Genomic DNA, 23,891 nt, shown 5'->3' on the forward strand with positions numbered 1-23,891 from the left:
TCAGGTTCGAGTGCATCGTTATCCGAATGGAAGTTTGGCAGTTTTTCATGGCCCGCGAAAGTTGTCAAAGTATAATGAAAAAGGGGTATTAATCAATTCAAGGGTGGATATGGCAGCGTGACTCCCGTGGGGGTAGCCCGCTGGGAAAATCCCTCCGGATATTATGGGCCTACGGGATTTCCCAGCTACTTTGGTTAGTTTCCTATATACATTGCAAAGTGGACAGTTTACTTGCTACAAAAGCGGACATTTCTATTTGTTGCTAACATATGTTATTAACCCCCCGTCAGGAATGAAAGCAAGTGCAATGGGCAGATTTTAATCCGTTTCATCTTTTGGATCTTTTTTTTCCGGCTGCGGCCCCTTCAGCAGGCGCTCAATCGCCTCCAGCCGCGCTCCGATGGCGGTCATTTCTCCGGCAAGCCGGTTTACCTGATCTTTGGAGGCAAGATTCATCATGCCGAGGACATCATTGATCCGCTGGTCAACCTTTTCGCTGATCCAATCCTTGAGCTTGCCGACATATTGTTTTATTTCTTCTTTTTTCTTTTGGCCATCCCCTTCCGACAAATCCTTGTCCTTCAACAGTTGCCGCGCGATCCGCTCGATTTCCTCCTCTGCCGTCACAACCGCTTCTTGCCATTTTGACGTATATCGTTTGGCATAGTCGGCAATCGTCGTGCCGCCGCGTCTGAGCATTTGGGACAATAGGTCGGTAAGCACCTCGCTATCGTTTTGCCGTTTGTCCTTGGAAAGCAATTGAGACAGAATCTGAACGGTAATATCCTGACCCGTTTGATTGTCCAGAATGCTGACCGACTCGCCGGAACGAATCAAGTCGGCGAGCTGTTCCATGGAAATATATTGTTTGTCCATCGTATCGTAGAGTTTTCTGTTGGCATATTTTTTTATTTTTCGCATGGTTTCAGACTCCTTTCGACGGTATAAAAGATCATGGGGGGATTTCTGAATTTCTTTAATTCAGACTATAACGCGTTGCGTCATTTAGTCAAGTCTTAATCGGGGAGAGGTGATGATCCCATTTCAAAATCGGCTGTTATAACCTTCCTTTTTTCAAGATGGCAATCAGAAGCCAAATGCCCATAAGGGCCGCCGCCAGAAAACCGATGATGCCGATAAGCGAAATGCCGAAAATAAACGGAGGGGTTTTAGAGATAACGATCAGGGCGGAACCCACGATCAGCGCTGCAATGATAATGGAAAAGGATATTCGGTTGCTTATCTGGTCGTGAGTGGACAGAATCTCTTCGAGCCCCTGATGCTCAATTTTTATTCCCAATCGTTGTTGCCGAATCATACGGATGATTTCCAGCAGTTCCCTGGGAAGTCTGTCGACAATACCGGTCAGATCCGAAAGCTGGCGCGACAGTTCCGAAATAAGCCGTTTCGGGGATAACTTTTCCAAGCGGACTTTCATCACAAAAGGCGCGGCCTGGGCCATAAGATCAAATTGGGGGTCGAGCTGGCGGGCGACCCCTTCCAGCGTCGTAAAGGTTTTTATCATCAGAAAGGTATCCGGCGCCATTCGCAGTTGGTGGTGATAAGCCACGGAGAGCATCTGCTGAAGGAATTTGCCGACTTCAATTTCCTTGAGCGGCTTGAAAAGGTGCTGCGCCATAAAATCGGCCATATCGTTTTCAAATTGCCGCAAATCGGGTTCATGTTCCCATTCGGTCAGCCTTAACAAGGCGCGAACAATTCGGGTTTCGTCATGCCGCACAATGCTGTCGATCAAATAGACAAATTCCTCACGGGTTTCCCGGTCGACCACGCCCACCATGCCGAAATCGAGCAGGCAAATGACATTATCCGGAAGAACGAAAATATTTCCGGGATGCGGATCAGCATGGAAAAATCCGTGAATCAGCACCTGCTCAAAAATTAAATCGGCACCACGGGCCACGATGAGCTTTCGGTCCAGACCTTCAGCGTCCAATCGATCAAGGTGAGACACCTTTATTCCCGCCACATATTCCATGATAAGAACGTGAGAGGAGGAAAATTCGATATAGACTTTCGGCACATAAACAGTCGGATTATCCTTAAAATTTCTGGAAAACCGAGCGATATTGGCGGCTTCAACGGCATAATCGATTTCTTTTGACAAGGTACGCGCATAGGTCTCGACAATTTTAACGGGCCGGTGTTGGGCCATCTCCTCAATATGTCGTTCCATCAAGGTCGCCAAATGAAGCATGATCTCCAAATCGACTTCTATGGTTCGCTGAATACCTGGCCGTTGAACCTTGACCGCCACTTCTTCGCCTGTTTTTAATGTGCCTTTGTGCACTTGCCCGATGGAGGCCGAAGCGATGGCGACTTCCGAAATATTCAAAAATATGTCGGTCAACGGCACCTTGAGGTCGAATTCAATAATTTCTTTTATTGCATCAAACGGGGTCGGTGCTATTTCATCCTGAAGTTTGGACAGCTCCCTGACCAAGTCTGCCGGCAACAGATCGGGGCGTGTTGAGAGAATCTGGCCCAATTTGATGTAGGTCGGCCCCAATTCCTCCACGGCCAAGCGCATCCGTTCCGCTCGGGTGCGCTTTTCCTCCCGATCTCTTTGTTTCCGGGAGATGATTTGAATACCGATATCGATATATTGTTCCAGGTCAAGCCGATCGATCAGATCTCCGAATCCAAATTTAATTAAAATGGAGAGAATCTGACGGTAGCGATTCAGATGGCGGTAGGTTCGACCGATACCCCCGATTTTTCTGATACTCAGCATAAACGCTCACCCGATGATGAATCAATCGGCATATTGATTAAAGAAAAATTTATATCTTATTGAATCGATATAATATAACACGTTTTTGCCCTGTAAACGGATTGGTGTCAACGAAAATAAGCGTGATAAGGATAATACCCCCTATAATTATGGAGAAAGTTTTAGCCTGCGTCTGTCCGTCGTCGGCGTCGGGTGCTTGCCAAAGGGGTTGTTCAGCTAAACCGCTTTAATTTTTTGCCAATAAATGTTACTTGACGGACGACTGACCGCGTACATATTATGTTAACTAAAATATGATGATCCGTTATGCGTTGCGGTTGTGTTGATCACCAAACGCCGAATGCGGAATAAAAGAAAGGAAATAATTTCAATGCCGTTTTCAATTGCACTGGCCGGAAAGGGCGGCACCGGAAAAACAACCCTTGCCGGTATGCTTGTCAAGTATTTGGTTTCGAGAGGGAAAACACCTGTATTAGCCGTTGATGCGGATGCCAACGCCAATTTTAATGAGGTTTTGGGCGTCGAGGTTCACGACACCTTGGGCGGCGCACGGGAAGAGATGAAAAAAGGTCAGGTGCCCAGTGGCATGACCAAGGATATTTTCATGTCCATGAAAATGGAGGAAGCAATAGTTGAAGCGGACGGTTATGATTTGATTGTGATGGGGCAACCCGAAGGTGCGGGTTGCTATTGTGCCGCCAATTCACTGCTGTGCAGGTTTTTGGAAACGCTGACCGCCAACTATCCCTATATGGTAATGGACAACGAGGCCGGAATGGAGCATATCAGCCGGCTGACCACCCAGAATGTGGACGTGTTGCTGCTGGTCTCGGATACCTCCCGAAGAAGTCTCCAGGCGGCAATTCGAATTTATCAGCTCGCAAAGCAACTCAATATCGGCTTCAAAAAAAGTTATTTGGTGGTAAACCAGGCCAAAAACGGGCTGTCACACGGTGCCATGGAAATGATTGAAGCCGAGGGGCTGACGCTAGCCGGCCTTATACCGGAGGACCCGATGATATACGAGTTCGATTCCGAGGGACGTCCTACCGTGGAAATGCCAGAGGAAAGCCCTTCGGTCAAGGCGGCCTACCATTTATTCGACAATATCATCGGATAGTAACCGCCGGGTGTATTAAAGATGAGCAGCGCAAATCCAGCGGATTATACGCACGGCAATCCATACGGCGAACTTTATATTTATTATTTGTCGGGCCGAGTCCCCGCAAGCGCTGAACGCACACTTGCAGGTTTTCTCGGCAATTGGGAAGAAGACGGGTTTTCTTTTCTATTTTTTTCGCAACCGGCGAATGGGCAGGTGGCGATGTTGTTAAAGGCATCGCCCGAGCTGGCCCTTCTGGATAGCTTTCATATGCGGTATGAAGAATGGCAGGGGGCCGCCGCATCGGCGTTGCGTATAGGAAAATTTCATGTGAGACCGCCCTGGTTGATTGCTGCTGCGGACCGGTGCGCTCCAGAAGTGAGCCTGCCGATTATTCTTGACCCTGGCGTCGTATTCGGCACCGGCGCGCATGCGACCACGAGAGACTGCCTGGAGGCGGTTGAAATCGCCGTGTGCGCGGGCGGCTGTGATTCCGTGTTGGATCTGGGCACGGGTACCGGGCTTCTGGCCCTGGCGGCGACCCAAAGCGGGTGTGGCCGATGCCTCGCAGTGGACCTCAATGCGCTGGCAGCCGAAACCGCCTCAAACAACGTACGACTGAATCATATGGAAGATCGAATTCTGGTCATTCGGGGCAGAGCGGAAGATTTTATTGATTTACCCGCGGATCTGCTGATTGCGAATATTCATTTTGAAATTATGCAGCAATTGATTCGTTCCGCGGGATTTTTAACCAAAAAGCGCTTTATTCTGTCGGGTCTGATGAGAAGCGAGGCAAAGGCGGTTCGGGACTTTTTATGTCGGGCGCCGGTGACCATTTTACAGGAATGGTCCAGCGACGGAATTTGGCACACCTTTTTAGGCACTGCGACCAGATTCGGCAATGCCGGAAACTGAAAGCTTGAAGCCGGGAGGCTGAAAAGCGTTAAGGATAAAAACCATTATGATCATCACGTGCTGGGGGTCTAGAGGTTCCATTTCGGTTTCCGGAAAAGATTATATCAAATATGGTGGCGACACCACCTGTGTTGAGATTGTAACCAAAACCGGCGACACCCTCATCGTGGATGCGGGTACCGGTATTCGCAGACTCGGCTACCACCTTTATGAAAACAAAAGAAATTCATTCCATCTGTTGTTCACGCATGCCCACTGGGATCATGTGATCGGATTTCCCTTTTTCAGGCCGCTTTTTTCAAAAGAGGTGACGATCGTTTTGCACTCGGGACCTTTTTCGATAAAAGGGATTCGGCGCGTTCTGGCCGACACCATGGCGCCACCCCATTTTCCGGTTTCCTTCGATCATATCGAAGCCCGGATTGAATACAGACGCACTCCGGCAAGCGCTTTTTCCGTTGGCGCCCTTCAGGTGATTCCCATACCCATCAGTCATCCCAATAACGGCTTTGGATACAAGTTTATAGAGGATGGAAAGACATTCGTTTTTTTAACAGATAATGAACTCAATTATATCCATCCACACGGACTTTCCATAGAAGCCTATATCGATTTTGCCGCCGGCGCCGATCTTCTTTTTCACGATGCCGAATTTACGCCGCAAGAATATCAACTAACCGCCGGTTGGGGGCACTCGGTATACACCGACGCATTGGAACTGGCCAGAAGCGCCGGTGTCAAAACGCTGGGGTTTTTTCATTTGAACCAGGAACGATCGGACCAACAGCTGGACCGCCTCATGAATACCGTCAGCCAGGATATTCAAAAAAACGGTTATGGATTTGATTGTCTGGCGGTGGGGTGTGGTATGAGATTTAAAATTTGAGTTTTTACGAGACCATCCATCAAAAAGGGGAAACTCAATGGGTACGAACCTTTCTCAGGCGGCCGATTTACTGGCGATATCCCGCGTAACCATTGCGTTGACCGGTGCGGGAATTTCGGTGGAAAGTGGTATTGCGCCTTTTAGAGGGCGGGGCGGCGTTTGGGAGAAGTTTGACCCCTTTGAATATGCGCACATCGACAGTTACCGAAAGCACCCGGATAAAATTTGGAAGGAATTTCTTTTTCCCCTGGTTCAAACCCTGAATAAGGCGGAACCCAATAACGGTCACAAGGGGTTGGCGAAACTCGAAGACCTCGGGCTACTGAAAGCGGTTATCACCCAAAATGTTGACGGACTTCATCAGCGGTCCGGTAACACGGAGGTAATCGAATTCCATGGCAGTTTTGCCCGGCACCGGTGCATGTCCTGTGAACGGCGGCTGCAAACCAGCGAACTGGATTTGGCGGTGCTGCCGCCGCGGTGTCACTGCGGCGGAATTTTTCGCCCGGAATGCGTTTTTTTCGGCGAAATGATTCCCGCGGAGGCCATGAAAAAGGCGCATCAACTGAGCACCCAATGCGAGGTGATGCTGGTGGTCGGCACCTCGGCAGTGGTGCAACCGGCTGCCATGATTCCTGAAACGGCCAAGGAATCCGGCGCCAAAATCATTGAAATAAACCCAGATAGAACGCCGCTGACACACCGGGTGACCGATGTGTTTTTGCAGGGATCAGCCGGCGAGCTATTGCCGCGGTTGGTGGCAGCGGTGGCGCGAGTGCGATAGGTGATTAATCATCCCCCTTGGACCTTACATGGGCAAACAAATCCGGGTGGGTGCAGACCTCGTAATACCGTCTATGCGTCCAACCGAGAAAACGAAGCGAGTCCATCGAAACTTCGGGAATACGGGCCTCTCGTACGATGAGCCGCTGGTACTGCCCGGTCACGGTTGGAAATTTTCCGGTATACAGAACGGTTTTCAATTTCCCGGGGCCCGGAAGGGTGTATTCGATAGCCTTGAGCTTGATCTCTTTGGCTAGTTTTTCAAAACCGGCTGCATTCAGTTCGATGCCGTTCACATTGTATCGAATGCAAAGATCGTCCCGTGTTTTTGCCTGTTCTTTTTCGCTGGCGGTCTGCAGCACGCGTAAATGAAACGGGCCGGCTTTCATCCCTTTGAGGTTTCGCAAGGTCCGCGTGCAGCTGGACATTCGGTCCGCATGATTAATGGCCTGTGAAATCATGATGCGACTGTCCCCGTCAAATAGAAATGCGGGCGGCTTTGCCAAATAGCTAATACCGCAACCGACTTCCAGTACCGGCAGCTCGTTTTGCCGGCTTCGCTGATTGTATCGCTCGATGATCATCAGGATTTGTACCGCCAACCCGCAAGCCCGAGCCACGGCGTACCATTCGGAGGGCTCGGCCTCATGCTCAAGAATGGAAAGAATCACCGCATCGCCTTCGATAAAGACCTTGCTTGCCCCATACCGGGATAATACGGCGGAGATCGGCTCAAAAAAATTTAAACTGAAAAAAGATGCCGGGTTCAGCCGTCGCTCAATCATTCGATGGGCCAAGTCCGTCGCACCTCGAACGTCCGCCTTCAGGATGACATGATGAATAATCGGCTTTTCCTCAGGTGCGCGTTCATGGGGCAATAGAAATTCAAACAGAGTTTTGTTTGCCCGTGACAGATCAAGTGTTTTCGAATCGGTAATTAAATGAATTTGTCCCATGGCTTCCGAGAGGAGATGGTAATTGCCCTCATCTCGATGGTATCGTGAAAAATCGTCGAAAAATCGAAGTAGGGCCATCTGTTTCCGGGGTTTGAGCATTCTATTCAGTTCCCGGGCTTTTTGCCGAAGCGGTCCTAACGAAATAACCTTTCCATAAATTTTTCCATACGCTTTAAGTTGCCCTGTTAAAAAGCGGCGGGTTTTTCTCTCCGTTAAGAATTGGAGCACTTGCCTGGGCTGTAACGGCGGACAATAATTTGAACAAATCGGCAACATCTGATAGGCTGCGCAAATTCGCTTGATCAGCTTGGCCCGGCGAAATTGTCGAAAAAAGATACGAAGGTGTTGCTCTTGCGTTCGGGCCAGTTGTTTCAAGGCGTCGCGCGCTTCGCGATGCCCCCCCTCTTTTTTAAGTTTTTTCATCGTCTTTCGGGTAACGGAGGCGTCCGTCAGCCGAGCCAGGTTGTCCGCTTGTTTGAGCCATTGGTCAAGGGATTGATCGGTGTGATCGCTCGTCGGGAGTGTTTCACGGACAAGATCCTTTATCAGTGACAAGAGGCTGTCATAACGGTCTGGGTCTTCAATGCGCCGCCCCAACAGCGTGTATGTTTCAAGCATCATCTTATCGTCGGGGGGGAATGTTGCGTGCAGCATCGGATTTAAAAAGATATCGTTGGGGAAAAGGGTCTCTTTCCCGAAACTGACGGTGCGCAGCGGAACGAGCACGTCCCGGTGTACCTCCAACACATATTGAAATAGCTCCAATCCGGACTGACGGATAATAGCAGACCGATTTTCACGAAGGGCGGATAATCTCTCTTTGAGCCGAACGATTTCCTTTACATCTTTTTGGACCGCTCGCTCACCGGCCAGGATTCTGCGCTGAAAATTTTCAACAATTTCAGTATATTGATCCAGATTCGTTTCGATGATCAGTTTAAAAACGGCAGCCTGACTTAAATAATCGATCTGAATTTCACCCCGCGATTTGGCTATATGGACGGCTTCTTGAAGAATTTCGCCACAAATGCGCTTAAACGCCTCTCTTTCCTTGACCGCGGTGGGGCTAATCTTTATATTCAGGATGTCTTCAGCTTGCGCATATTTTGCCATGGCGGTGCGAACGACTTTTTTGGCGGCGGCGCACAGGACGGGGCTCAGATAAACATCATGGCGGAGGTTGTCTACGCCGGGGATAAGCCGGTCAAAGCTTATCGTAAAGGTGTATAACGCAAACGATGCGCTCTCCGCTGTGGCCTTGTGCGGCGAATTTCCAGACAATTGTGTCATAGGCAAATATTCCGAAAGCAATCTGATGGCTACAAACGGGACCAGACCGAATTACTTGGAAAGGCCAGTGCCCTCAAGGCTTTCTCAAATCTAATCGGCTATAGGAGCGCAAAACTGAAATGAAATCTATACGGGCCTCTATGTAGCGCATTGAATATTTTTTAGCAAATACATTCAGTTGGCTTTTATTTTACGCTCTGTCCGGTATAAGGGCATAAACCCTTTATCAGAAACATGCCCAAAAAAACGCGCATAATTCTGGAGAAGGTCGTTGGCCGCCAAGCAGCCCGGTCGCCCCGCTTCCGGCTTTGCCGGTTCAGGAATACAAACGAATAACAATCCATGCAATGGGATGCATTCAATGAACAAAACGACAGTATCTCGCTGGGTAACCTCGGTTTCTCTTCAGGCTCCCTCTCTTCAAAATAACACCGCGGACGCGGAACGGTTGATCAACGAATTGAGGTCGGCATTGCAAACCGATCAAGTCAAGATGGACTTGGCCCTTCTGCGGTGTCTGCCGCAGCGGTTGCGACAATACGAAAATCAAGTGGACTGCATCCTCTTTAAAGACCGGCATGAATATATTCTAATCGACATAAAAGCGACCGGAGGAAATCAACCGGTTGTCGGGTTAGCGGTGGATTTGGGAACTTCCAGGGTGGTGCTTCGCCTGATGGCGTTGACAAGTGCGCAAATTCTGGCGGAATCGGCGTTCGACAATCCGCAAATCGCTATTGGCCCGGATATATTGACCCGAGTGCACCATGCGGACACCGATACCGGTGCGGTGCAACTGCACCGCTTAATCATGGATGGGTTAAATGATCGAATCAACAGCATGTGCCGAGTCGCCGGAATATCGCCGGATACTATTTACGCTGTTAGTCTGGCCGGCAACACCGCTATGACCCATCTGTTTCTGGGGCTCAATCCCAGATGGATGATTCGCGAACCGTATATTCCGGTGGTTAACAGTCCGGGGGTGGTTTCAGCCGGAGCGTTGGGCCTGGCCATTCACCCTGCCGCGAGAGTATTTATTTTCCCGAATGTGGGAAGCTACTTCGGCGGGGACTTGATCGCCGGTATTCTTTACGCCGGATTGCACCGGGCCGAAGCACCTGCGCTTCTGTTGGATGTCGGAACGAACGCCGAAGTCGTTCTCGGCGACAAGAACTGGCTGATTGCGTGTGCTGGTGCGGCCGGGCCTGCCCTTGAAGGGGGCGTGACCCGCATGGGCATGATGGCGGGTCCGGGCGTGATTGACCGGGTGGCCATTCAGGCGAATACCGGGGAATTTGAGATTCGTACCATAGATGATGCCCCCGCCAGGGGGATTTGTGGTTCCGGGCTGATTGATCTTGCCGCGCAATTATTTCTGGCCGGGTTTTTGGATATTCGGGGAAAATTGGTTCCCGATCGTTGCGGCAAGCGCTTGAAGGAAAAAGACGAGATGCAGTACCTGGTGGTGGTTCCTGCGGACGCATCGGCCACCGGTGAGGATTTGACCATTTCCCAGGCGGATTTCGACAGCCTCGTTCGTTCCAAGGCGGCCATGTATACGATTTTACGAACCCTTTCCGGAACCGTGGGCATCGAACTGGATAGCCTTGCAACGGTGTATGTCGCCGGCACCTTCGGCTCCTTTATCAATCCGGCTTCCGCGGTCACGATCGGCATGTTGCCGGATTTGCCGTTGAATCACTATCGGTCCCTCGGCAACAGTTCCCTGGGAGGAGCGACCCGAATGCTGACCTCGGATTGTATCGCCGAAATCGATCAGATTCGGGATCGGGTGACGTATCTGGAACTAAATGTCAATCAGGAGTTCATGAACCGGTTTTCCGCCGCAAAGTTTTTGCCGCATACGGACCGAAGCCGATTTCCTTCGGTTCGGCGCCATGGCGAATAAGCCGGCAAAAACTTATTTTATAAGAAAAAGGGTGACAAATCGAGGATCTATGTCCTTGGGCGCTACCATTCCAAGCTCGTCGTCAACTTCTTCAAAAAGCGCATCGAGACTGGGCCCTATTCGATCGGTAATATTCAGGGCGCTTTGTCCGGTTGTGGTTGACAGCCAGTTGAGAAAGGATGTTTTCATGGCAAGGGGTGTTTTTCGGGGGGCCGGGGAATGCGCCTTTTCCATAATTCCGAAAAGCTCGATAAAAAACCGATGAAATTCCTTTTGTGTCAGCGAAGCCGGCGCTTTTGGACCGTTTGTTTTTCGGGAAGCATTCAAATGATGGTGCGCCCAGGCCGTCAGCATCAGGTTCTTATACGTCAGCAACTGATCCTTGCGCCGGTGAAGCTGAACCGGCAGATGAGAAAGCAGTTCGTCAATGACCATGATTTGTTCAATGGTTTGATCTGTAATCCGGACTTCTTCAATCGTTTCAAACTCGCGGTATAAGGTGCCGGTTTGATAGTTGTCGAAAAAAAGGGGCTTTTTTATCATCAGACCACCCAGCACGCCCATCCATGTTTCCCCCCAGAAGCTCAGGGGCAACCCGGCCGCGACATATTGGGCATTTTTTTGCCAGCGCAGAACTTTCCATTTAAGCTGAAGCACCCGGCCATAGCCGACCCTGAAAATCTGTGCAAGGGGAAACCGCTTGATCAAGGCTGCCCCATGGGCGGACATGGACGCTTGGTCCGGTTTTTGTTTCAGGTTAAAGAGCGCTTCAATCCCGATGCTCAGATACCCGCAGGCCTTTCTGACAATTTCCCGCAATACGCTTCTGTCCTGAATCAACCGCTGGTCAGCGGCAATCAACTGGTTGCTTAAGCCGGCAAACTCAATCTGAATTTGTTGCAGCCTTAGTTCGGAATCGATGAGCCGAAGGGCGTCGGTGAAAGCGGTTTTTTCCGGAAGCATGCCGGAGGTATATTGCGGTACGGTCATCTGCATTCCCGCTTCAGTCACCGGCTCGAAGGTTTTGGGCGATTGGTGATAAAGCGCTTTCGGATCAAGCGGTTGATAAATGCCAACGGCCTCGTCAAAGGGCAAAAACCCTTTTTCCGCCAGCCGGACATTTTTCAGTCGATAGAGGGATTCCTCGGCTTCCACCGGCAATAGCCCGGCGGCGTTCATCAGAATTTGCTGATATAACACATGATCATAATCCGCCACCCGAGCAAGCAATCGTTGCAAAAAGGCGGTTCGGCGCGTTTCTCCTTCTTCATCCGCCTCATCCGGATCGCTTTCATCGAAATCGGCCGGGTACCGATCCGGAAGAATACGGACATACACCACATCGTCCAAGGTAAAAAAATCATCCCCGAAATCTGACGGATCCTGATCATGCTCGCGAATAAGAACCTGAATGTTCTTATGCAGGAAAAAATCCATCAGATCCGGCTGTTGTTCCACCAGCCAAGCCACGAGGCGCTGGGGGTGGGCCTGCATCATCAGCGTCAGCCATTTTGTTAGCACCGGTATTTGAATTCGATCCTGACGCCATCCCTCGATGTCCAGAATGTATTCAAGCTGCGTATCCGTAGCCAACGCAAGAATCGGAAGGGCATCTTCCGGCCCGATATCATGGATCAAAAAATGGAAATCCTCCTCGGGCAGGGAATGGACCAGCGCTGCGGGGTTGCGTGCCTCTAAAATATAATTGATCGCCTTTTCACCCGGCAATGCGGCCAGCGCGGCGCGTTGCCGTTGAAGCTCAAGAAGTTGATTGCCGACCATGTCGCCGGCGTTGCTGTTTTCATCCTTCATGGTGTGCATTCAAAAAAAAGTTCTCCGGTTTGTTTCGATTCAGTGTGAAATGATGGCTTACTTATTATAACTCCGCTTCACGGTTGTCAATCATGGTCATCTGTTAGACTTTCCTGAAAACCGTTCCGTTGAACGTAGCGAGCAACTCGTTTCCCCTGAGGATATTCATTCGATAGACGCCGGTTCGCCTCGTGGTGTGCACCAGTGAGGCCTCAGCCACGATAATATCGCCCACTTGAGCGGTCTTTAAAAAAGAGCCGCTTACATCCAACGCATAAGACGGCAAATGATCACTGTTGGACGCGGCGGAAAAAGCCACATCAGCCAGGCTGAAAATCAGCCCGCCGTGCACCAGGCCCATGAAATTAAGCATGTCTTTGGTGATGGTTAAGGAACAGGAGGCATGGCCCGGCCCGGCTTGGTGGACTTGAATGCCCAGAAACGCAGCGTACGGATCACTTTTAATCTGCTCCAGAAGTGTTGGCATGGGGATTCCTTTCCATAGGTTTCATTTTTGTTCACGGCATCTCCAGGCTCGCCGATCTTTGTGATTCGAAAATCAGAGAAAGACTCTATCGGTTTAATCGGGTGCATGCGCAGCGGCATGAATGCGCACCTGAAAAGTGGTTCGGCCCGAGCGTCGGCATTCATCCGCGCTTTTGATGAATGCGCATTCGGAAATCCGGCCGCAGCATTTATCACTGCTACCCGGAAGAAATCGGCATCGCTCGCTAGTAAAATGAATGTCAAAAGCGCCTTCCTCGGACAAAATTTTAAGCCGCATCAACTCCAGGCCTTTGCCGCCCGCGTTAAAGACAAAAGGCTTTCGGGTTGCATACAGCGCCGTATGCCGGGTGTGGTGAAACGCCTTAAAAATAAACTCGCGGTCCCGCGCCGGAATGCCCACGCCGTAATCCATTACTTCCAGAAAGACATCGCCGTCTTGGCGTTTCAGAGAAATGACGATTTCGCCTTCATCGGGTGTGTTTTCCACCGCGTTTTTGATAAGCGTTCTGAGCATCAGTTCAAGAATTCGCTGATCGAAAACGATCATGCCGACGGATTCTAGCCGATAAGTAAAGAGTATCTTCCGGAGCGCACATTCCTTTTCAAGCAACCGAACCGTATTGTTGATGAAAGACCCCAACCGCAGCGGAGAAGGCCGGTAGGTGGGCGTATCCACAATCTCGCGCACGATGAGCTGCAAGTCTTTGAGGCGATTTAAATTAGCCTGTATTCTGCTGGTCTTTTTCTTCCAAACCTCATCGGAAAGGCCTGGCTTTTCCAGCGATTTGATATTGGCTTCGATGATGCTCAGAGGGGTCAACAACTCATGGGAAAGCAGATGAACGGCCCGTTGCCTGGCACGCTCCAGGGATTTAAAGGAGGTAATATCGCGATAAATAACAAATACCCCAGCGGCATCCCCGTTATGATCCCGATACCGCGCGGCGCTGATCCGCACATCGATAGCGGAGCCGTCCTTTGCATTGCGCTTTATTTCCAGCCCGTCAACCATATCCCCACGCTCTAAAATCCGGTGCTGAAGATCTTTGGCAAGCGCTCGCTCCGAATCGGGGACGAAGCGGGCCCGTCCGCTGTTGAGTTCTTCTTCTGTCCAGCCGAATATTCGGGTAAAAGAGGGACTGACGTATAAGACACGGCCGGAGAGATCGAAAATACAGACGGCGTCAATGGATGCATTTAAAAAACTCTGGTAAAGCGCTTTGCTTCGCTCTGCGGTTTCGTAAAGCCGCCGGTATTGCTTCTCTCCCTCCTTGATCCGGTCAAGGGCGCGCTTTCTCGTAATCTCCACGGCCGCAAGATTTCCAAAGAGATTCAGGGCATCCAGATCGGTCTTGGTGAACTTCGTTTTGGTTCGGTTAAACGCAAAGAGAACGCCGAAATTGGTCTTTCCGATCTGAACCGGCACAGCGATGCCGGAAAGGAGGCCTTCCCCGCGGGCCACATCGTGAAACTCGGGTCCTGTTTCCGCATAATAATCTTCCACCACGTAATACTTACCATTTTGTGCGACCCGGCCGGCCAACCCCGTTCCCATGGGCACCCGCAGGTGTTTAAAGGCATTGGTAACCAGCCCGGAGGAGATATGCCAGCACAACTCATCGGTCTTTTCATCGTGAAGTGCGATAAAGGCAGTATCGGTTCCCAGAAGGCGTCGGCTTTTTTCAACGATCAGGGTCAGGTTTTCGTCCAGGCTTCGCTCGGCGATCATCGCCAGGGAAAGATCATAGAGCCCCTGAAAAATTTCCAGTTGCTTTTGCATGTCAATATCACGGGAAACCGGATTGATATTCTCTTCATCAGGCATTGTTTCTTGTTCCTCGCATTCAGCAACCCTCACCAATGGCTTTTCGAAGTTTCCTTTACAGGCTGTGAAAAAGCCAAAAATCCAGCCGATCCGTGGCACCGCGTTACGTATCAAGATAACTCAGGTACGCTCAAAAAGCCAGAAGGCTTTGAGTGCCAATCAGGTCCCTATCAGGTGAGTTTGACACGGCTGGAATCGGATCCTCTTTCTACACGGTGCCGCGGCCTACGAAGAGATATCCGTTTGCTTTTTCCTTTTAATTCGTGCTTAATAACAAAAAAAATATACATCGGTAAAAAAAACCGCCGGGGTTCACATCAATGAGAAGCTATTCGTCGCCAATACTTTTTGACAAGCGGGATCACGAGCTGATCAAGATTGTCAATGAGATTCACGGGCAGGGAAACCGTCGGGAATTCGCCCGAAAGCGGTATTACTCGGTTTTTCACCCGAACGGCATTAAGACGATGACCGAATCCAAAGGGCTTCGAATTGCCTATGCCGTTGCACACCTGCTCAACTCCCTGGAAGTCGGCGCGATGGAGGATCGAATCAATGCGCTGCAAATGTTGCGCGCGGAAGCCATTGACACCACCGGCGGTCCCATGCCCAAAAACACGGCCCGCGTGTTGCTGCAGCTGATGAAAGAGCTTGTGCGGGCGCATGGGGACTATCATCGCCAATTGACCCTCGCTCATGATTTCAGAATCGCCGCATTTGGAAAACCCCGCATTGTGCGGCGCAAGCTTCGACGGTTTCGCCTGCTTGAAATGCCCGAGGAGTGGAATCAACTCACCTTTGACGACCATGTGCACGATGCCAACACCAAGGGTCGCAAAACCCCGACCCATCTCGTCATGGATGCCTGGATCAAAGGCATTCGCCGGTTACGGGTCATTCACTATAATTATATCGAGCCGCGGTTCGCCGCCGAACTTTTCAGCGCGGCAAAAATTATGGGCATCGATATTCGAGTCGGCATCGAATTTTACGGCCGGTACCGGGATAAATATGTTCAACTCATCTGGGTGCCCCGCGGGTTTGCGGATACTCAGGATTTTCTTTGCTTTTTGGCCGAGCCGCATGTCATGACGCTCATGGACCAGGGCCGGGAAGCTTCCGAATATCAGCAACGTCATGTGATGGAACTGCTGAAAAAATTCAATGTGACCTATCGTCAAAAAATCAATGCCGCTTATGATTTGGTTTTACCCGCTATTGATGAAGCGGCCTTTTTAAAATTTGTCGGTGCCGGTCAGAAATCAAAAGTGCACCTGTCGGAGTACATTCAAAACCTGATGGTGGACGCGCTGCAGATCAAGCTTGACACATTGAGCACTGCCTATGGCACTGCCGACGCGTCACGCCGAAAAGAAATCGATGACTATATTCAGACCATGAATACCCTGGACATCGAGGCCACGATTAAATCTTATCTGACTCCTGACAATAATCCGGAAATCGTTTTCCCGGAAGTACCGCACGAGGAGAAGAATCTTCCGGAACTGATGCGGCTTTCCGCACCCGAGGTGTTGAATCGGTTAGCGGCCTTGCGATCCGGGTATCGTATCACACTGAACCTGACGAATCTCAAGGTCGATGAGGTGTTGGAACTTCTCTATGACTGCGAAGGGGGCATCACCCGGCTGGAAATATTTAATTTAAAGGATTACACGGAGGGAATTACCGATCATCTTCCCGATATCAACCGTCTTCAGCAAGCCGTCAATCATGAAAGCCTTATTTCCCTAAAACACATGGTAAGGGGGATTATTTCACAGGTCGAATCGGCTGATTATCCCGACAAAGCGGACCGGATCGCTAAACTCACGACCATTTTGCACGATCTGCCGAGCCTGAAACTCTTTTACCAGGAAACCCCGCTCAAATCGCGCATCGGCAGTGACTCGACAGGGCGTTCCTTTAAGGCCTACGGCATGGGATTTGCGATCAAGGAAACCCTGCCCCTGCGGGCGCAGCGGGAAATTCATTGGCGCCGCTCGGAACATATCAGAAAAGTGCTTCCCCTGCGTATCAACGCGTATCCGACCAGCACCTATATTCCGTACCGAACCGACCCGCCGATTCATCCCCTGCTATACCGGTTTGCCCTGATGGCGCCCTTTTTTAACTGGATCGGCTTTAGCTGCCAAAAGAGCTGGCAGGTGGAATCTTCGGCCACCAAAATGGCGCAAATCGGAAATATCGTCACCCTCGGGGGGATTCGAAAGCAGGAAGTCGCCGGGTATTCCCTCGAGAAAAAAATTCATACCCATAAGAAACCCGGATTATCCTGGAAGTATTTGAATACTCGAATCAAGAATGCGCTTAAGGTGCTGCTCGGGTTCATTCCCGCGTTCGCCACGTTCGCCCTGACCAAGGACTGGTGGGTGCTGGCGTATTTGGGCGCATTTATCTGGTTCGGCATCACGGGCATTCGAAACATCATTCAATCGGTACTGGGCGGCGGCGGATTCCGGCGGTCGCCCTTGCTGCGGTGGAATAACTATATCAGTTGGGACCGGCTCACCGATTCCCTGCTGTATACGGGATTTTCCGTCCCATTGCTCGATTACCTGGTAAAAACCGTCATACTCGATTCCGGCTTCGGCATCACCACGGCCAATCATGCCGTGCTGCTATACACCTTTATGGCCATCGCCAACGGCATTTACCTCTTTACGCACAATATCCTTCGGGGACTGCCGAAAGCTGCGGCCTACGGCAACCTGCTTCGAAGCATATTATCCATTCCCATCGCTGTTGCGTTGAATTCCTTTCTGGGCATATTGCTGCCCATGTTCGACGTGGTCGATCCAAGCAGCGTGCTGCAGAAATGGGCCGCCATCATTTCCAAAACCGCTTCTGATTTTGTGGCCGGCATTATTGAGGGCCTTGCTGACCGATATGCTAACATCCGTGCGCGACTGCGGGACTATCGGCAAAAATTCAACGACATGCTGAATGTATACGCAGAGCTGGAGCTGCTCTTTCCCGACATGAAGACATTCAAGCTTCTGGAAACCACTGCCGCACCAAAAAAATCCGCGAAGTCGGAAGCCGCTGAATTGGAGCACATCATTATGCTTCATGCGCTGGATTTTCTTTATTTCTGGATGTATCAACCCCGCGCCCGAAGCGCCCTGGCGAAATTATTTGCCACCCTCACCGAAGACGAACGCCACATTCTGGTCAGTTCGCAATTTTCACTTCAGCGACATCGGGAAATCAGCCAGCTTTTCATCGACGGCATCTTCGGCAACAACTTTCCCAAGCCCTTATCCTTCTATCTTTCCCGGTACCCCGGGTATCTGGAGGACATCAAACAGTTGGGGTTGTGAGCCACACTATCTGATGATGCGCCTAAACCGGCAAAGCCGGAAGCTGGGCGGCTGGAATGCTTGGCCGCTAACAACCTTTTCCAATGACACACGCTTTTTCGTGCATGTTTCTGATAAAGGGCCTAATTTCCGGCGGGGAATTTAAAGTCTTTCATTTCTTTCGGCATTCCCTCGGGCAGCTTAAAAGGCACCCTTTCGGCGGCATCTTGCGCTGCTTGCGTGTCCTCATCCATGTCCTCATTTGACATCTCCATTCCCATCACGGCCATCATGCTGGACACTTTTTTATAGTCTTCGGGAATGTTAAAATATTTTCCGGCGGGCGTGCCTTTAACAATGTTTTTGAGTTCCGTGGTGCTGCCGTCTTGCATTCGGGTTCGAATCGGCATGTCCAATTTGTCAGTCACCCACACCGTTTGTTTAGAAACTGTTTTCATCCCCATAAATTCAACGCTTGTCGTCACTTCCCTCTTGGTGCAGGTAAACCCGCCGACATCTTCCGTGCCCAACACCTTTTCATTGCTGTTGGCTTTCATATCCTTCATCATACCGCTCATCATTGTCTCATCAGTCAACGGCCCTTCAAAATAGAGCTTTTTTTCGGTGTTTAACGTCGCCTGCCGCTTTTCATCCGTAAGAATAATCATGGATAACTTCCGGCCTTCCTCGGCCCCGGACATGCCATCCATGCGCATTTTTCCGGGTGCGACATACATCTTTCCGGAACTGATCACCTTTCCGGTCGCATCGGAATGCACCTGGTCTGCCGTAAAGGCGGTGATCTTTCCCGCATGTGCGATTGATCCGATGGCAACAATGAGCATTGCTAAAAACAAATAACATAACGCCTTGCCATGAAATTTACGAAACATAGCCATCTCCTTTTGATGGAAGGAATTTTTATTCCACCGGTAAAAGAAATTTTCACGATATTTCCTTATTCTTCCGAGAAACTATGCAGGAAAACCGGGAGCGGGTCAATATGGAAAACCGGCAATGAATGACAGGCGCCCCATTTCCCGCCTTGATTTACACGCTGGAAAAAACACCGACGGGCAACGATATCCTCCTCGCCGCCTTTGTGCCAATAATAGTATTTAAAACAGATAGATATAAAATTCAACTATGGTATGATTCTTGTATTGGTATAGACTAAAAATGATCCAATGGGGGTTCCGCGCGAAAAGGCGCCGGGCAAGTTTCTTTTTTTCTCAAATCCGAAAGGAGGAATTTATGGATAAAAAATTAAAAATACTAATGGCAGCTGACGGCTCCGATCAATCCCTTAATGCGGTTCGGTATATAGGCGGCGCGTTTTCCGCCGGCAGGGTCGAGGTGGTCCTGTTCAGTGTTAGGGCCAGTGTCCCCGAGTCCTTTCTGGACTTAAGAAAAGAAGCCGCTTTTCGATCAACCATGCTTTCCATCAGTGCCTGGGAAAGCCAAACCAAAAGAGACTTAGACGCGTTCATGTCGAAAGCAAAGGACGTGTTAATGAAAGCCGACTTTCCAGATAAAGCCGTTAGCATTCATATTCAGCCCAAAAAGGTGGGAATCGCCAGAGATATTCTTCAAGAATCGTTAAACGGCTATGATGCCGTCGTTGTAGGCCGCACCGGTATCAGTAGAATAAAAGATTTTGTCCTCGGCAGCGTGGCCAACAAGTTGGTCGGCAAAACCCCGCATATACCTATCGTGGTGGTCGGCGGAGACCCCTCCCCCAAAAAAGTATTGGTGGGGTTTGACGGTTCGGAAGGCGCCAATAGAGCGGTTTCCGTGGTCTCCACAATGATTGATCCGGCAAACTGTTCCGTCACGCTATGCCATGTTATTCGCCGGCTGAACCTGCATTTAGCCGGCGAATTTTTCTTCACGCCGGACGATGAGCACGAATGGGTGGATCAAGCCAAAAAAGATATCCTGCCGCAGATGCAAGCCGCAGAAAACCGTTTGGTAAATGCCGGGTTTCATCCCAGTGAGGTTTTTGTTCAGATACTGGATGAGGAAGTCAGCCGGGCAAGCAAACTGGTAAAAAATGCCACAGGGGCCGGTATGGGAACGATTGTGGTCGGCCGGCGCGGCCTGAGCATGGTGGAAGAATTTGTTCTTGGGCGTGTCAGCACCAAGGTGCTCAGTATGGCGCAGAACATGGCCGTGTGGATCGCCTGAAAAACCGAAATGTTGCAAGAGATGCCATGGCAGTGATTCGGGGAGGGTAGGCCACTCACCGAATCGCGGCCATGGTTTCTATTAAGCTTTCAACGCCTTTTCTTTGGCACGGTCGGCCAGCCATTCAAGCCAGGGCTCAAATCCCGCTTCGGTTTTAGCCGAAACCTCAAACACGGGCATCCCGGGATGAACCTGGTGAATATAGGCCACTGCGGCATTTTTGTCGTAACCGTCAAGATGTGGCAGCAAGTCGATCTTATTCAACAACGCCGCGTTGCACTCGCGGAACATAAGGGGGTACTTTACCGGTTTATCTTCCCCTTCAGTGACGCTCAGCACCACCACGCGGGCATCCTCGCCGATATCGAATTCAGCCGGGCAAACCAGGTTTCCCACGTTCTCGACGATCAACAGGTCCAACTCATTCAAATTAAAATTTTCCGCCGCCTTTCCGATAACATGGGCCGCCAGATGACAATCCCCGCCGAACTCGTCCGTATTGACCTGAACCACGGGTGCGCCAGACCGCGCCAGCCGGTCGGCATCGTTGCTGGTACAAATATCGCCCACGATCACCGCGCTATTCATTTTCGGCATCAAGCGTACCAATGTTTTTTCCAGCAGGGTGGTTTTTCCGGATCCCGGAGAGCTCATCATATTTAACACAAAAACGCCCGCCTTTTTGAATACCTCCCGGTTTTGCATGGCCATGGTATCATTAACGTCCAAGACCTTTTTCACCACCTTGATTTCCATAACTTGCCCTCATGATTTTTTTCAGCCGAATCTACCGCAACACCTCGCCATCGCGCGCGGGCAGCCTAATCGGCCGTTTCAATCGACTCAATATTGAGTTCTTGCCCCGAAATAAGCTTTATGTCGCCACTGTTACAGGCGGGACAGGTAAAAACCGCTTCATTGATGGTCCATTCGTTTTGGCACACATTGCACCGGGCCTTCACCGGAATTTCTTCGATCACCAGTTTCGCGCCGGCAAGAGCCGAGTCCTTGCTGGCAATGTCAAAGCAGAACGTCAGACTTTGCGGCACCACTGCGGAGAGTTTGCCAACCTTTATATTTACCCGCTTGACACACCCTTTGGGTGCGCCTTTAGGGATGGCGGCGGCGGCGATTTCGATAATCTGCATGGCAATACCCATTTCGTGCATGGTAGTTCCTTATCCGTTTGGGGCCGTTGCATCAGTAAATCTTGTTCGAGTCTTTTGAAAGTGGTCCGAACGTTTGTTTTCGTTATATCGATGCGGCGGTTGCTTGGCAAGCCTTTCCCTGTTCCGTTAACGCCCCCCGTTCACGTGCACGAAAGAGACAGCATAGACGAAAGCGGCGCTTATTTAAAAACATCAAGGCAAAGTTCACCCAATTTACCTAGGTTTTCACAGACATGAATGCCCCCGGCCCGCATGGCGTCCACCTTGGCCTGAGCCGTGCCGCTGGCCCCGCTGATAATGGCGCCGGCATGGCCCATTCTGCGTCCCGGCGGCGCCGTAAAGCCCGCCACAAATCCGACCACCGGTTTGGTCACATGGGCCTTGACAAAAGCGGCGGCCTTTTCTTCAGCCGTAGCCCCGATTTCACCCACCATGACAATGCCCTTGGTCTCCTCGTCCATTTCAAACGCCCGAAGGCAATCAATAAACGTGGTTCCGCAGACCGGATCTCCACCGATCCCCACGCAGGTCGTCTGCCCGAGGCCAACTTTCGTGAGCTGATGCACCACCTCATAGGTCAGGGTGCCGGAGCGTGAAATCACGCCGACCGGCCCGCCGGGCAGATGGATCGCGGCGGGCATGATGCCCACCTTGCATTGCCCGGGCGTAATAATTCCCGGACTATTGGGCCCGATCAATCGGCTCTGCCGGCTGTCCACCAACCCCTTTGCCTTCATCAGGTCCATAATGGGAATGCCCTCTGTAATGGCAACAATCAACTCCATATCGGAATCGGCCGCCTCCATGATGGCATCGGCTGCAAAAGGCGGTGGAACAAAAATCAGGGAACAATTCGCATCGGTCTTCTGGACGGCTTCATGGACCGTATTAAAGATCGGAACCCTGTCCACCCATTGCCCACCCTTTCCGGGCGTCACACCCGCCACAACGTTGGTCCCATAGGCTACGCATTGGCGCGTATGAAATTGCCCTTCTCTTCCGGTAATGCCCTGGACCAACACCCTCGTGTTTTTATCTACAAAAATGCTCATTTTTTACCTCATGATGGAAGTATTTTTGTGTTATTCGGCCACCAATTCAGCCACCTTCTTGGCCGCGTCGGTCAAATCAACCGCCGTAATCAGGTCCAATCCCGATTCGGCCAGTATTTTTCGGCCCTCCTCCACGTTGGTGCCTTCCATGCGAATCACAACAGGAATCTTGACGCCGATCTCCCGGGCAGCCTTTACCACACCATTGGCCAACACATCACATCGAAGAATGCCGCCAAAAATATTTATCAAAATCGCCTTCACATTTTTATCGCTTAGAATAATACGAAAGCCGTTCTCCACCATCTCGGCACTGGCGCCGCCGCCGACATCGAGAAAATTGGCGGGCCTGGCTCCGGCCTGTTTGATGATATCCATGGTGGCCATTGCAAGCCCAGCCCCGTTGACCATGTTGCCCACATTGCCGTCCAGCCGGATATAGTTGATGTTGTATTTGGATGCTTCCACTTCCAGAGGATCTTCCTCGTCCGGATCCCGGTATTCGACGATATCCCCATGACGAAACAGGGCGCTGTCATCAAAAGTCACCTTGGCATCCAAAACAACCATATCGCCCCGCTTTGTCACAACCAGTGGATTGATTTCGAGAAGCCCGCAATCGTAATCTTCAAAAACAGAATACACCTGCGCAAGCAAGGTCATAAAAGGCTTTATCTCGGTTGGCGCCAAATTAAGCCCGTACGCCGCTCGCCGGCAATGAAAGGGCTGCAGTCCAACCGCTGAATGCAGATAGATCTTGACGATTTTTTCCGGTGTTGTTTCAGCAATCTCTTCGATATTCATTCCGCCGGCTTCGGATACCATAATGATATTCTTGCCGGACGCCCGATCCGGTAGAATGCCCAGATAAAGCTCCTTGGCGATATCAAGTCCCTGCTCCACCAGTACTTTTTTGACCTCTTGGCCTTCCGGTCCGGTTTGCGCCGTAATCAGCTTCATGCCTAAAATTCTACCAGCGGCTTTGGAGACCTCATTTTCAGATTTTGCCAGAACAACACCGCCGCCTTTTCCTCGGCCGCCGGCATGGATCTGGGCCTTTACCACCACCGGATAGCCGCCCAGGGTGTCGGCCACTTTGACCGCTTCCACGGGCGTACTGGCCACGGCGCCTTTGGGTACCGCAATGTTGTACTTTCTAAATAATTCTTTTGCCTGATACTCATGAATTTTCATATTGTCCTCTCTATGAGTCGATGAACATTATGTAAATAAAAAGGTTCTTAATTTACCACGGAATACGAGTAACGCCACTGGTATGAGACGGCCAGCCGTTGGTGCTCGGGATTTGAACTTTCAATGAGCGTAATGGTTTTGGAAAAAATCCGGCGAGCACCCGCAAGAACGCCTTGCACATAAAAGGAGGCGTTTTCAGGCATTTGCACCACGCTTTTCAAGC

At 50.7% G+C, this 23,891-nt stretch carries 18 protein-coding genes; 7 read left to right on the forward strand and 11 right to left on the reverse strand.

Going from position 1 to position 23,891, the window contains the following annotated elements:
- Window positions 1-318 precede the first annotated feature (318 nt).
- Window positions 319-921 carry a polyhydroxyalkanoate synthesis regulator DNA-binding domain-containing protein gene (locus RBT11_19940; protein ID MDX9789057.1) on the reverse strand — a complete coding sequence of 201 codons (603 nt, stop codon included), beginning with the start codon at window positions 919-921 and terminating at the stop codon, window positions 319-321.
- Window positions 922-1,057: 136 nt separating this feature from the next.
- Window positions 1,058-2,755 (reverse strand): AarF/ABC1/UbiB kinase family protein, encoded by a 1,698-nt coding sequence (locus RBT11_19945; protein ID MDX9789058.1) that lies wholly within the window; start codon window positions 2,753-2,755, stop codon window positions 1,058-1,060.
- A 370-nt stretch (window positions 2,756-3,125) separates the two neighbouring features.
- On the opposite strand from RBT11_19945, the gene RBT11_19950 reads away from it, so the two are divergent.
- From RBT11_19950 to RBT11_19965, 4 genes are read left to right on the forward strand one after another with little or no spacing between them, the layout of a single operon-like run.
- Window positions 3,126-3,875, forward strand: a complete 750-nt coding sequence (locus tag RBT11_19950; protein ID MDX9789059.1) for an AAA family ATPase — start codon at window positions 3,126-3,128, stop codon at window positions 3,873-3,875.
- Window positions 3,876-3,896: 21 nt separating this feature from the next.
- Complete coding sequence (locus RBT11_19955; protein MDX9789060.1) at window positions 3,897-4,775, forward strand: 50S ribosomal protein L11 methyltransferase; 879 nt, start codon at window positions 3,897-3,899, stop codon at window positions 4,773-4,775.
- Window positions 4,776-4,821: 46 nt separating this feature from the next.
- Window positions 4,822-5,661 (forward strand): MBL fold metallo-hydrolase, encoded by an 840-nt coding sequence (locus RBT11_19960; protein ID MDX9789061.1) that lies wholly within the window; start codon window positions 4,822-4,824, stop codon window positions 5,659-5,661.
- Window positions 5,662-5,698: 37 nt separating this feature from the next.
- Entirely contained in the window at window positions 5,699-6,445 is a 747-nt protein-coding gene (locus RBT11_19965; protein ID MDX9789062.1) for an NAD-dependent deacylase, read from the forward strand.
- A 4-nt stretch (window positions 6,446-6,449) separates the two neighbouring features.
- Here RBT11_19965 and RBT11_19970 read toward each other — a convergent pair whose 3' ends face one another.
- Window positions 6,450-8,690, reverse strand: coding sequence for a hypothetical protein (locus RBT11_19970; protein ID MDX9789063.1), 2,241 nt, complete (start codon window positions 8,688-8,690; stop codon window positions 6,450-6,452).
- Between the two features lie 361 nt (window positions 8,691-9,051).
- Here RBT11_19970 and RBT11_19975 point away from each other — a divergent pair, with 361 nt between their 5' ends.
- Window positions 9,052-10,602: an ASKHA domain-containing protein gene (locus RBT11_19975; GenBank protein MDX9789064.1), complete on the forward strand. Its 1,551-nt coding sequence runs from the start codon at window positions 9,052-9,054 to the stop codon at window positions 10,600-10,602.
- Window positions 10,603-10,614: 12 nt separating this feature from the next.
- Here the strand turns inward: RBT11_19975 and RBT11_19980 are convergent, their stop codons facing one another.
- The 3 genes from RBT11_19980 to RBT11_19990 form a co-directional block, all read right to left on the reverse strand.
- Window positions 10,615-12,423, reverse strand: a complete 1,809-nt coding sequence (locus RBT11_19980; GenBank protein ID MDX9789065.1) for a DUF6178 family protein — start codon at window positions 12,421-12,423, stop codon at window positions 10,615-10,617.
- A 94-nt stretch (window positions 12,424-12,517) separates the two neighbouring features.
- The gene (locus RBT11_19985; protein ID MDX9789066.1) at window positions 12,518-12,901 is read right to left on the reverse strand and encodes a hotdog fold thioesterase; all 384 of its coding nucleotides are present in this window, start codon (window positions 12,899-12,901) and stop codon (window positions 12,518-12,520) included.
- 93 nt (window positions 12,902-12,994) lie between these two features.
- Complete coding sequence (locus RBT11_19990; GenBank protein MDX9789067.1) at window positions 12,995-14,746, reverse strand: PAS domain S-box protein; 1,752 nt, start codon at window positions 14,744-14,746, stop codon at window positions 12,995-12,997.
- Window positions 14,747-15,066: 320 nt separating this feature from the next.
- On the opposite strand from RBT11_19990, the gene RBT11_19995 reads away from it, so the two are divergent.
- On the forward strand, window positions 15,067-18,087 hold the full coding sequence (locus RBT11_19995; protein ID MDX9789068.1) for a hypothetical protein: 3,021 nt from the start codon (window positions 15,067-15,069) through the stop codon (window positions 18,085-18,087).
- Window positions 18,088-18,209: 122 nt separating this feature from the next.
- Here the strand turns inward: RBT11_19995 and RBT11_20000 are convergent, their stop codons facing one another.
- Window positions 18,210-18,959, reverse strand: coding sequence for a DUF4412 domain-containing protein (locus tag RBT11_20000; protein ID MDX9789069.1), 750 nt, complete (start codon window positions 18,957-18,959; stop codon window positions 18,210-18,212).
- Between the two features lie 361 nt (window positions 18,960-19,320).
- Between RBT11_20000 and RBT11_20005 the strand changes: the two genes are divergently transcribed.
- Window positions 19,321-20,253, forward strand: a complete 933-nt coding sequence (locus RBT11_20005; GenBank protein MDX9789070.1) for a universal stress protein — start codon at window positions 19,321-19,323, stop codon at window positions 20,251-20,253.
- Between the two features lie 81 nt (window positions 20,254-20,334).
- Here RBT11_20005 and hypB read toward each other — a convergent pair whose 3' ends face one another.
- The 4 genes from hypB to sucC form a co-directional block, all read right to left on the reverse strand.
- On the reverse strand, window positions 20,335-21,009 hold the full coding sequence (gene hypB / locus RBT11_20010) for a hydrogenase nickel incorporation protein HypB (protein ID MDX9789071.1): 675 nt from the start codon (window positions 21,007-21,009) through the stop codon (window positions 20,335-20,337).
- Window positions 21,010-21,074: 65 nt separating this feature from the next.
- Window positions 21,075-21,422 (reverse strand): hydrogenase maturation nickel metallochaperone HypA, encoded by a 348-nt coding sequence (gene hypA, locus RBT11_20015; GenBank protein ID MDX9789072.1) that lies wholly within the window; start codon window positions 21,420-21,422, stop codon window positions 21,075-21,077.
- Window positions 21,423-21,601: 179 nt separating this feature from the next.
- Complete coding sequence (sucD, locus tag RBT11_20020; protein ID MDX9789073.1) at window positions 21,602-22,474, reverse strand: succinate--CoA ligase subunit alpha; 873 nt, start codon at window positions 22,472-22,474, stop codon at window positions 21,602-21,604.
- 30 nt (window positions 22,475-22,504) lie between these two features.
- On the reverse strand, window positions 22,505-23,668 hold the full coding sequence (sucC, locus tag RBT11_20025; protein ID MDX9789074.1) for an ADP-forming succinate--CoA ligase subunit beta: 1,164 nt from the start codon (window positions 23,666-23,668) through the stop codon (window positions 22,505-22,507).
- Between the last annotated feature and the right edge of the window lie 223 nt (window positions 23,669-23,891).

The sequence above is a fragment of the Desulfobacterales bacterium genome (assembly GCA_034003325.1).
In the GTDB taxonomy this organism is placed as follows: Bacteria; Desulfobacterota; Desulfobacteria; order Desulfobacterales; family JAFDDL01; genus JAVEYW01.

Bases quoted from the DNA above. Each gene is read 5' to 3' on its own strand.
- RBT11_19940 (MDX9789057.1), bottom strand. From the start codon at position 921: ATGCGAAAAATAAAAAAATATGCCAACAGAAAACTCTACGATACGATG.
- RBT11_19945 (MDX9789058.1), bottom strand. From the start codon at position 2,755: ATGCTGAGTATCAGAAAAATCGGGGGTATCGGTCGAACCTACCGCCAT.
- RBT11_19950 (MDX9789059.1), top strand. From the start codon at position 3,126: ATGCCGTTTTCAATTGCACTGGCCGGAAAGGGCGGCACCGGAAAAACA.
- RBT11_19955 (MDX9789060.1), top strand. From the start codon at position 3,897: ATGAGCAGCGCAAATCCAGCGGATTATACGCACGGCAATCCATACGGC.
- RBT11_19960 (MDX9789061.1), top strand. From the start codon at position 4,822: ATGATCATCACGTGCTGGGGGTCTAGAGGTTCCATTTCGGTTTCCGGA.
- RBT11_19965 (MDX9789062.1), top strand. From the start codon at position 5,699: ATGGGTACGAACCTTTCTCAGGCGGCCGATTTACTGGCGATATCCCGC.
- RBT11_19970 (MDX9789063.1), bottom strand. From the start codon at position 8,690: ATGACACAATTGTCTGGAAATTCGCCGCACAAGGCCACAGCGGAGAGC.
- RBT11_19975 (MDX9789064.1), top strand. From the start codon at position 9,052: ATGAACAAAACGACAGTATCTCGCTGGGTAACCTCGGTTTCTCTTCAG.
- RBT11_19980 (MDX9789065.1), bottom strand. From the start codon at position 12,423: ATGCACACCATGAAGGATGAAAACAGCAACGCCGGCGACATGGTCGGC.
- RBT11_19985 (MDX9789066.1), bottom strand. From the start codon at position 12,901: ATGCCAACACTTCTGGAGCAGATTAAAAGTGATCCGTACGCTGCGTTT.
- RBT11_19990 (MDX9789067.1), bottom strand. From the start codon at position 14,746: ATGCCTGATGAAGAGAATATCAATCCGGTTTCCCGTGATATTGACATG.
- RBT11_19995 (MDX9789068.1), top strand. From the start codon at position 15,067: ATGAGAAGCTATTCGTCGCCAATACTTTTTGACAAGCGGGATCACGAG.
- RBT11_20000 (MDX9789069.1), bottom strand. From the start codon at position 18,959: ATGTTTCGTAAATTTCATGGCAAGGCGTTATGTTATTTGTTTTTAGCA.
- RBT11_20005 (MDX9789070.1), top strand. From the start codon at position 19,321: ATGGATAAAAAATTAAAAATACTAATGGCAGCTGACGGCTCCGATCAA.
- hypB (MDX9789071.1), bottom strand. From the start codon at position 21,009: ATGGAAATCAAGGTGGTGAAAAAGGTCTTGGACGTTAATGATACCATG.
- hypA (MDX9789072.1), bottom strand. From the start codon at position 21,422: ATGCACGAAATGGGTATTGCCATGCAGATTATCGAAATCGCCGCCGCC.
- sucD (MDX9789073.1), bottom strand. From the start codon at position 22,474: ATGAGCATTTTTGTAGATAAAAACACGAGGGTGTTGGTCCAGGGCATT.
- sucC (MDX9789074.1), bottom strand. From the start codon at position 23,668: ATGAAAATTCATGAGTATCAGGCAAAAGAATTATTTAGAAAGTACAAC.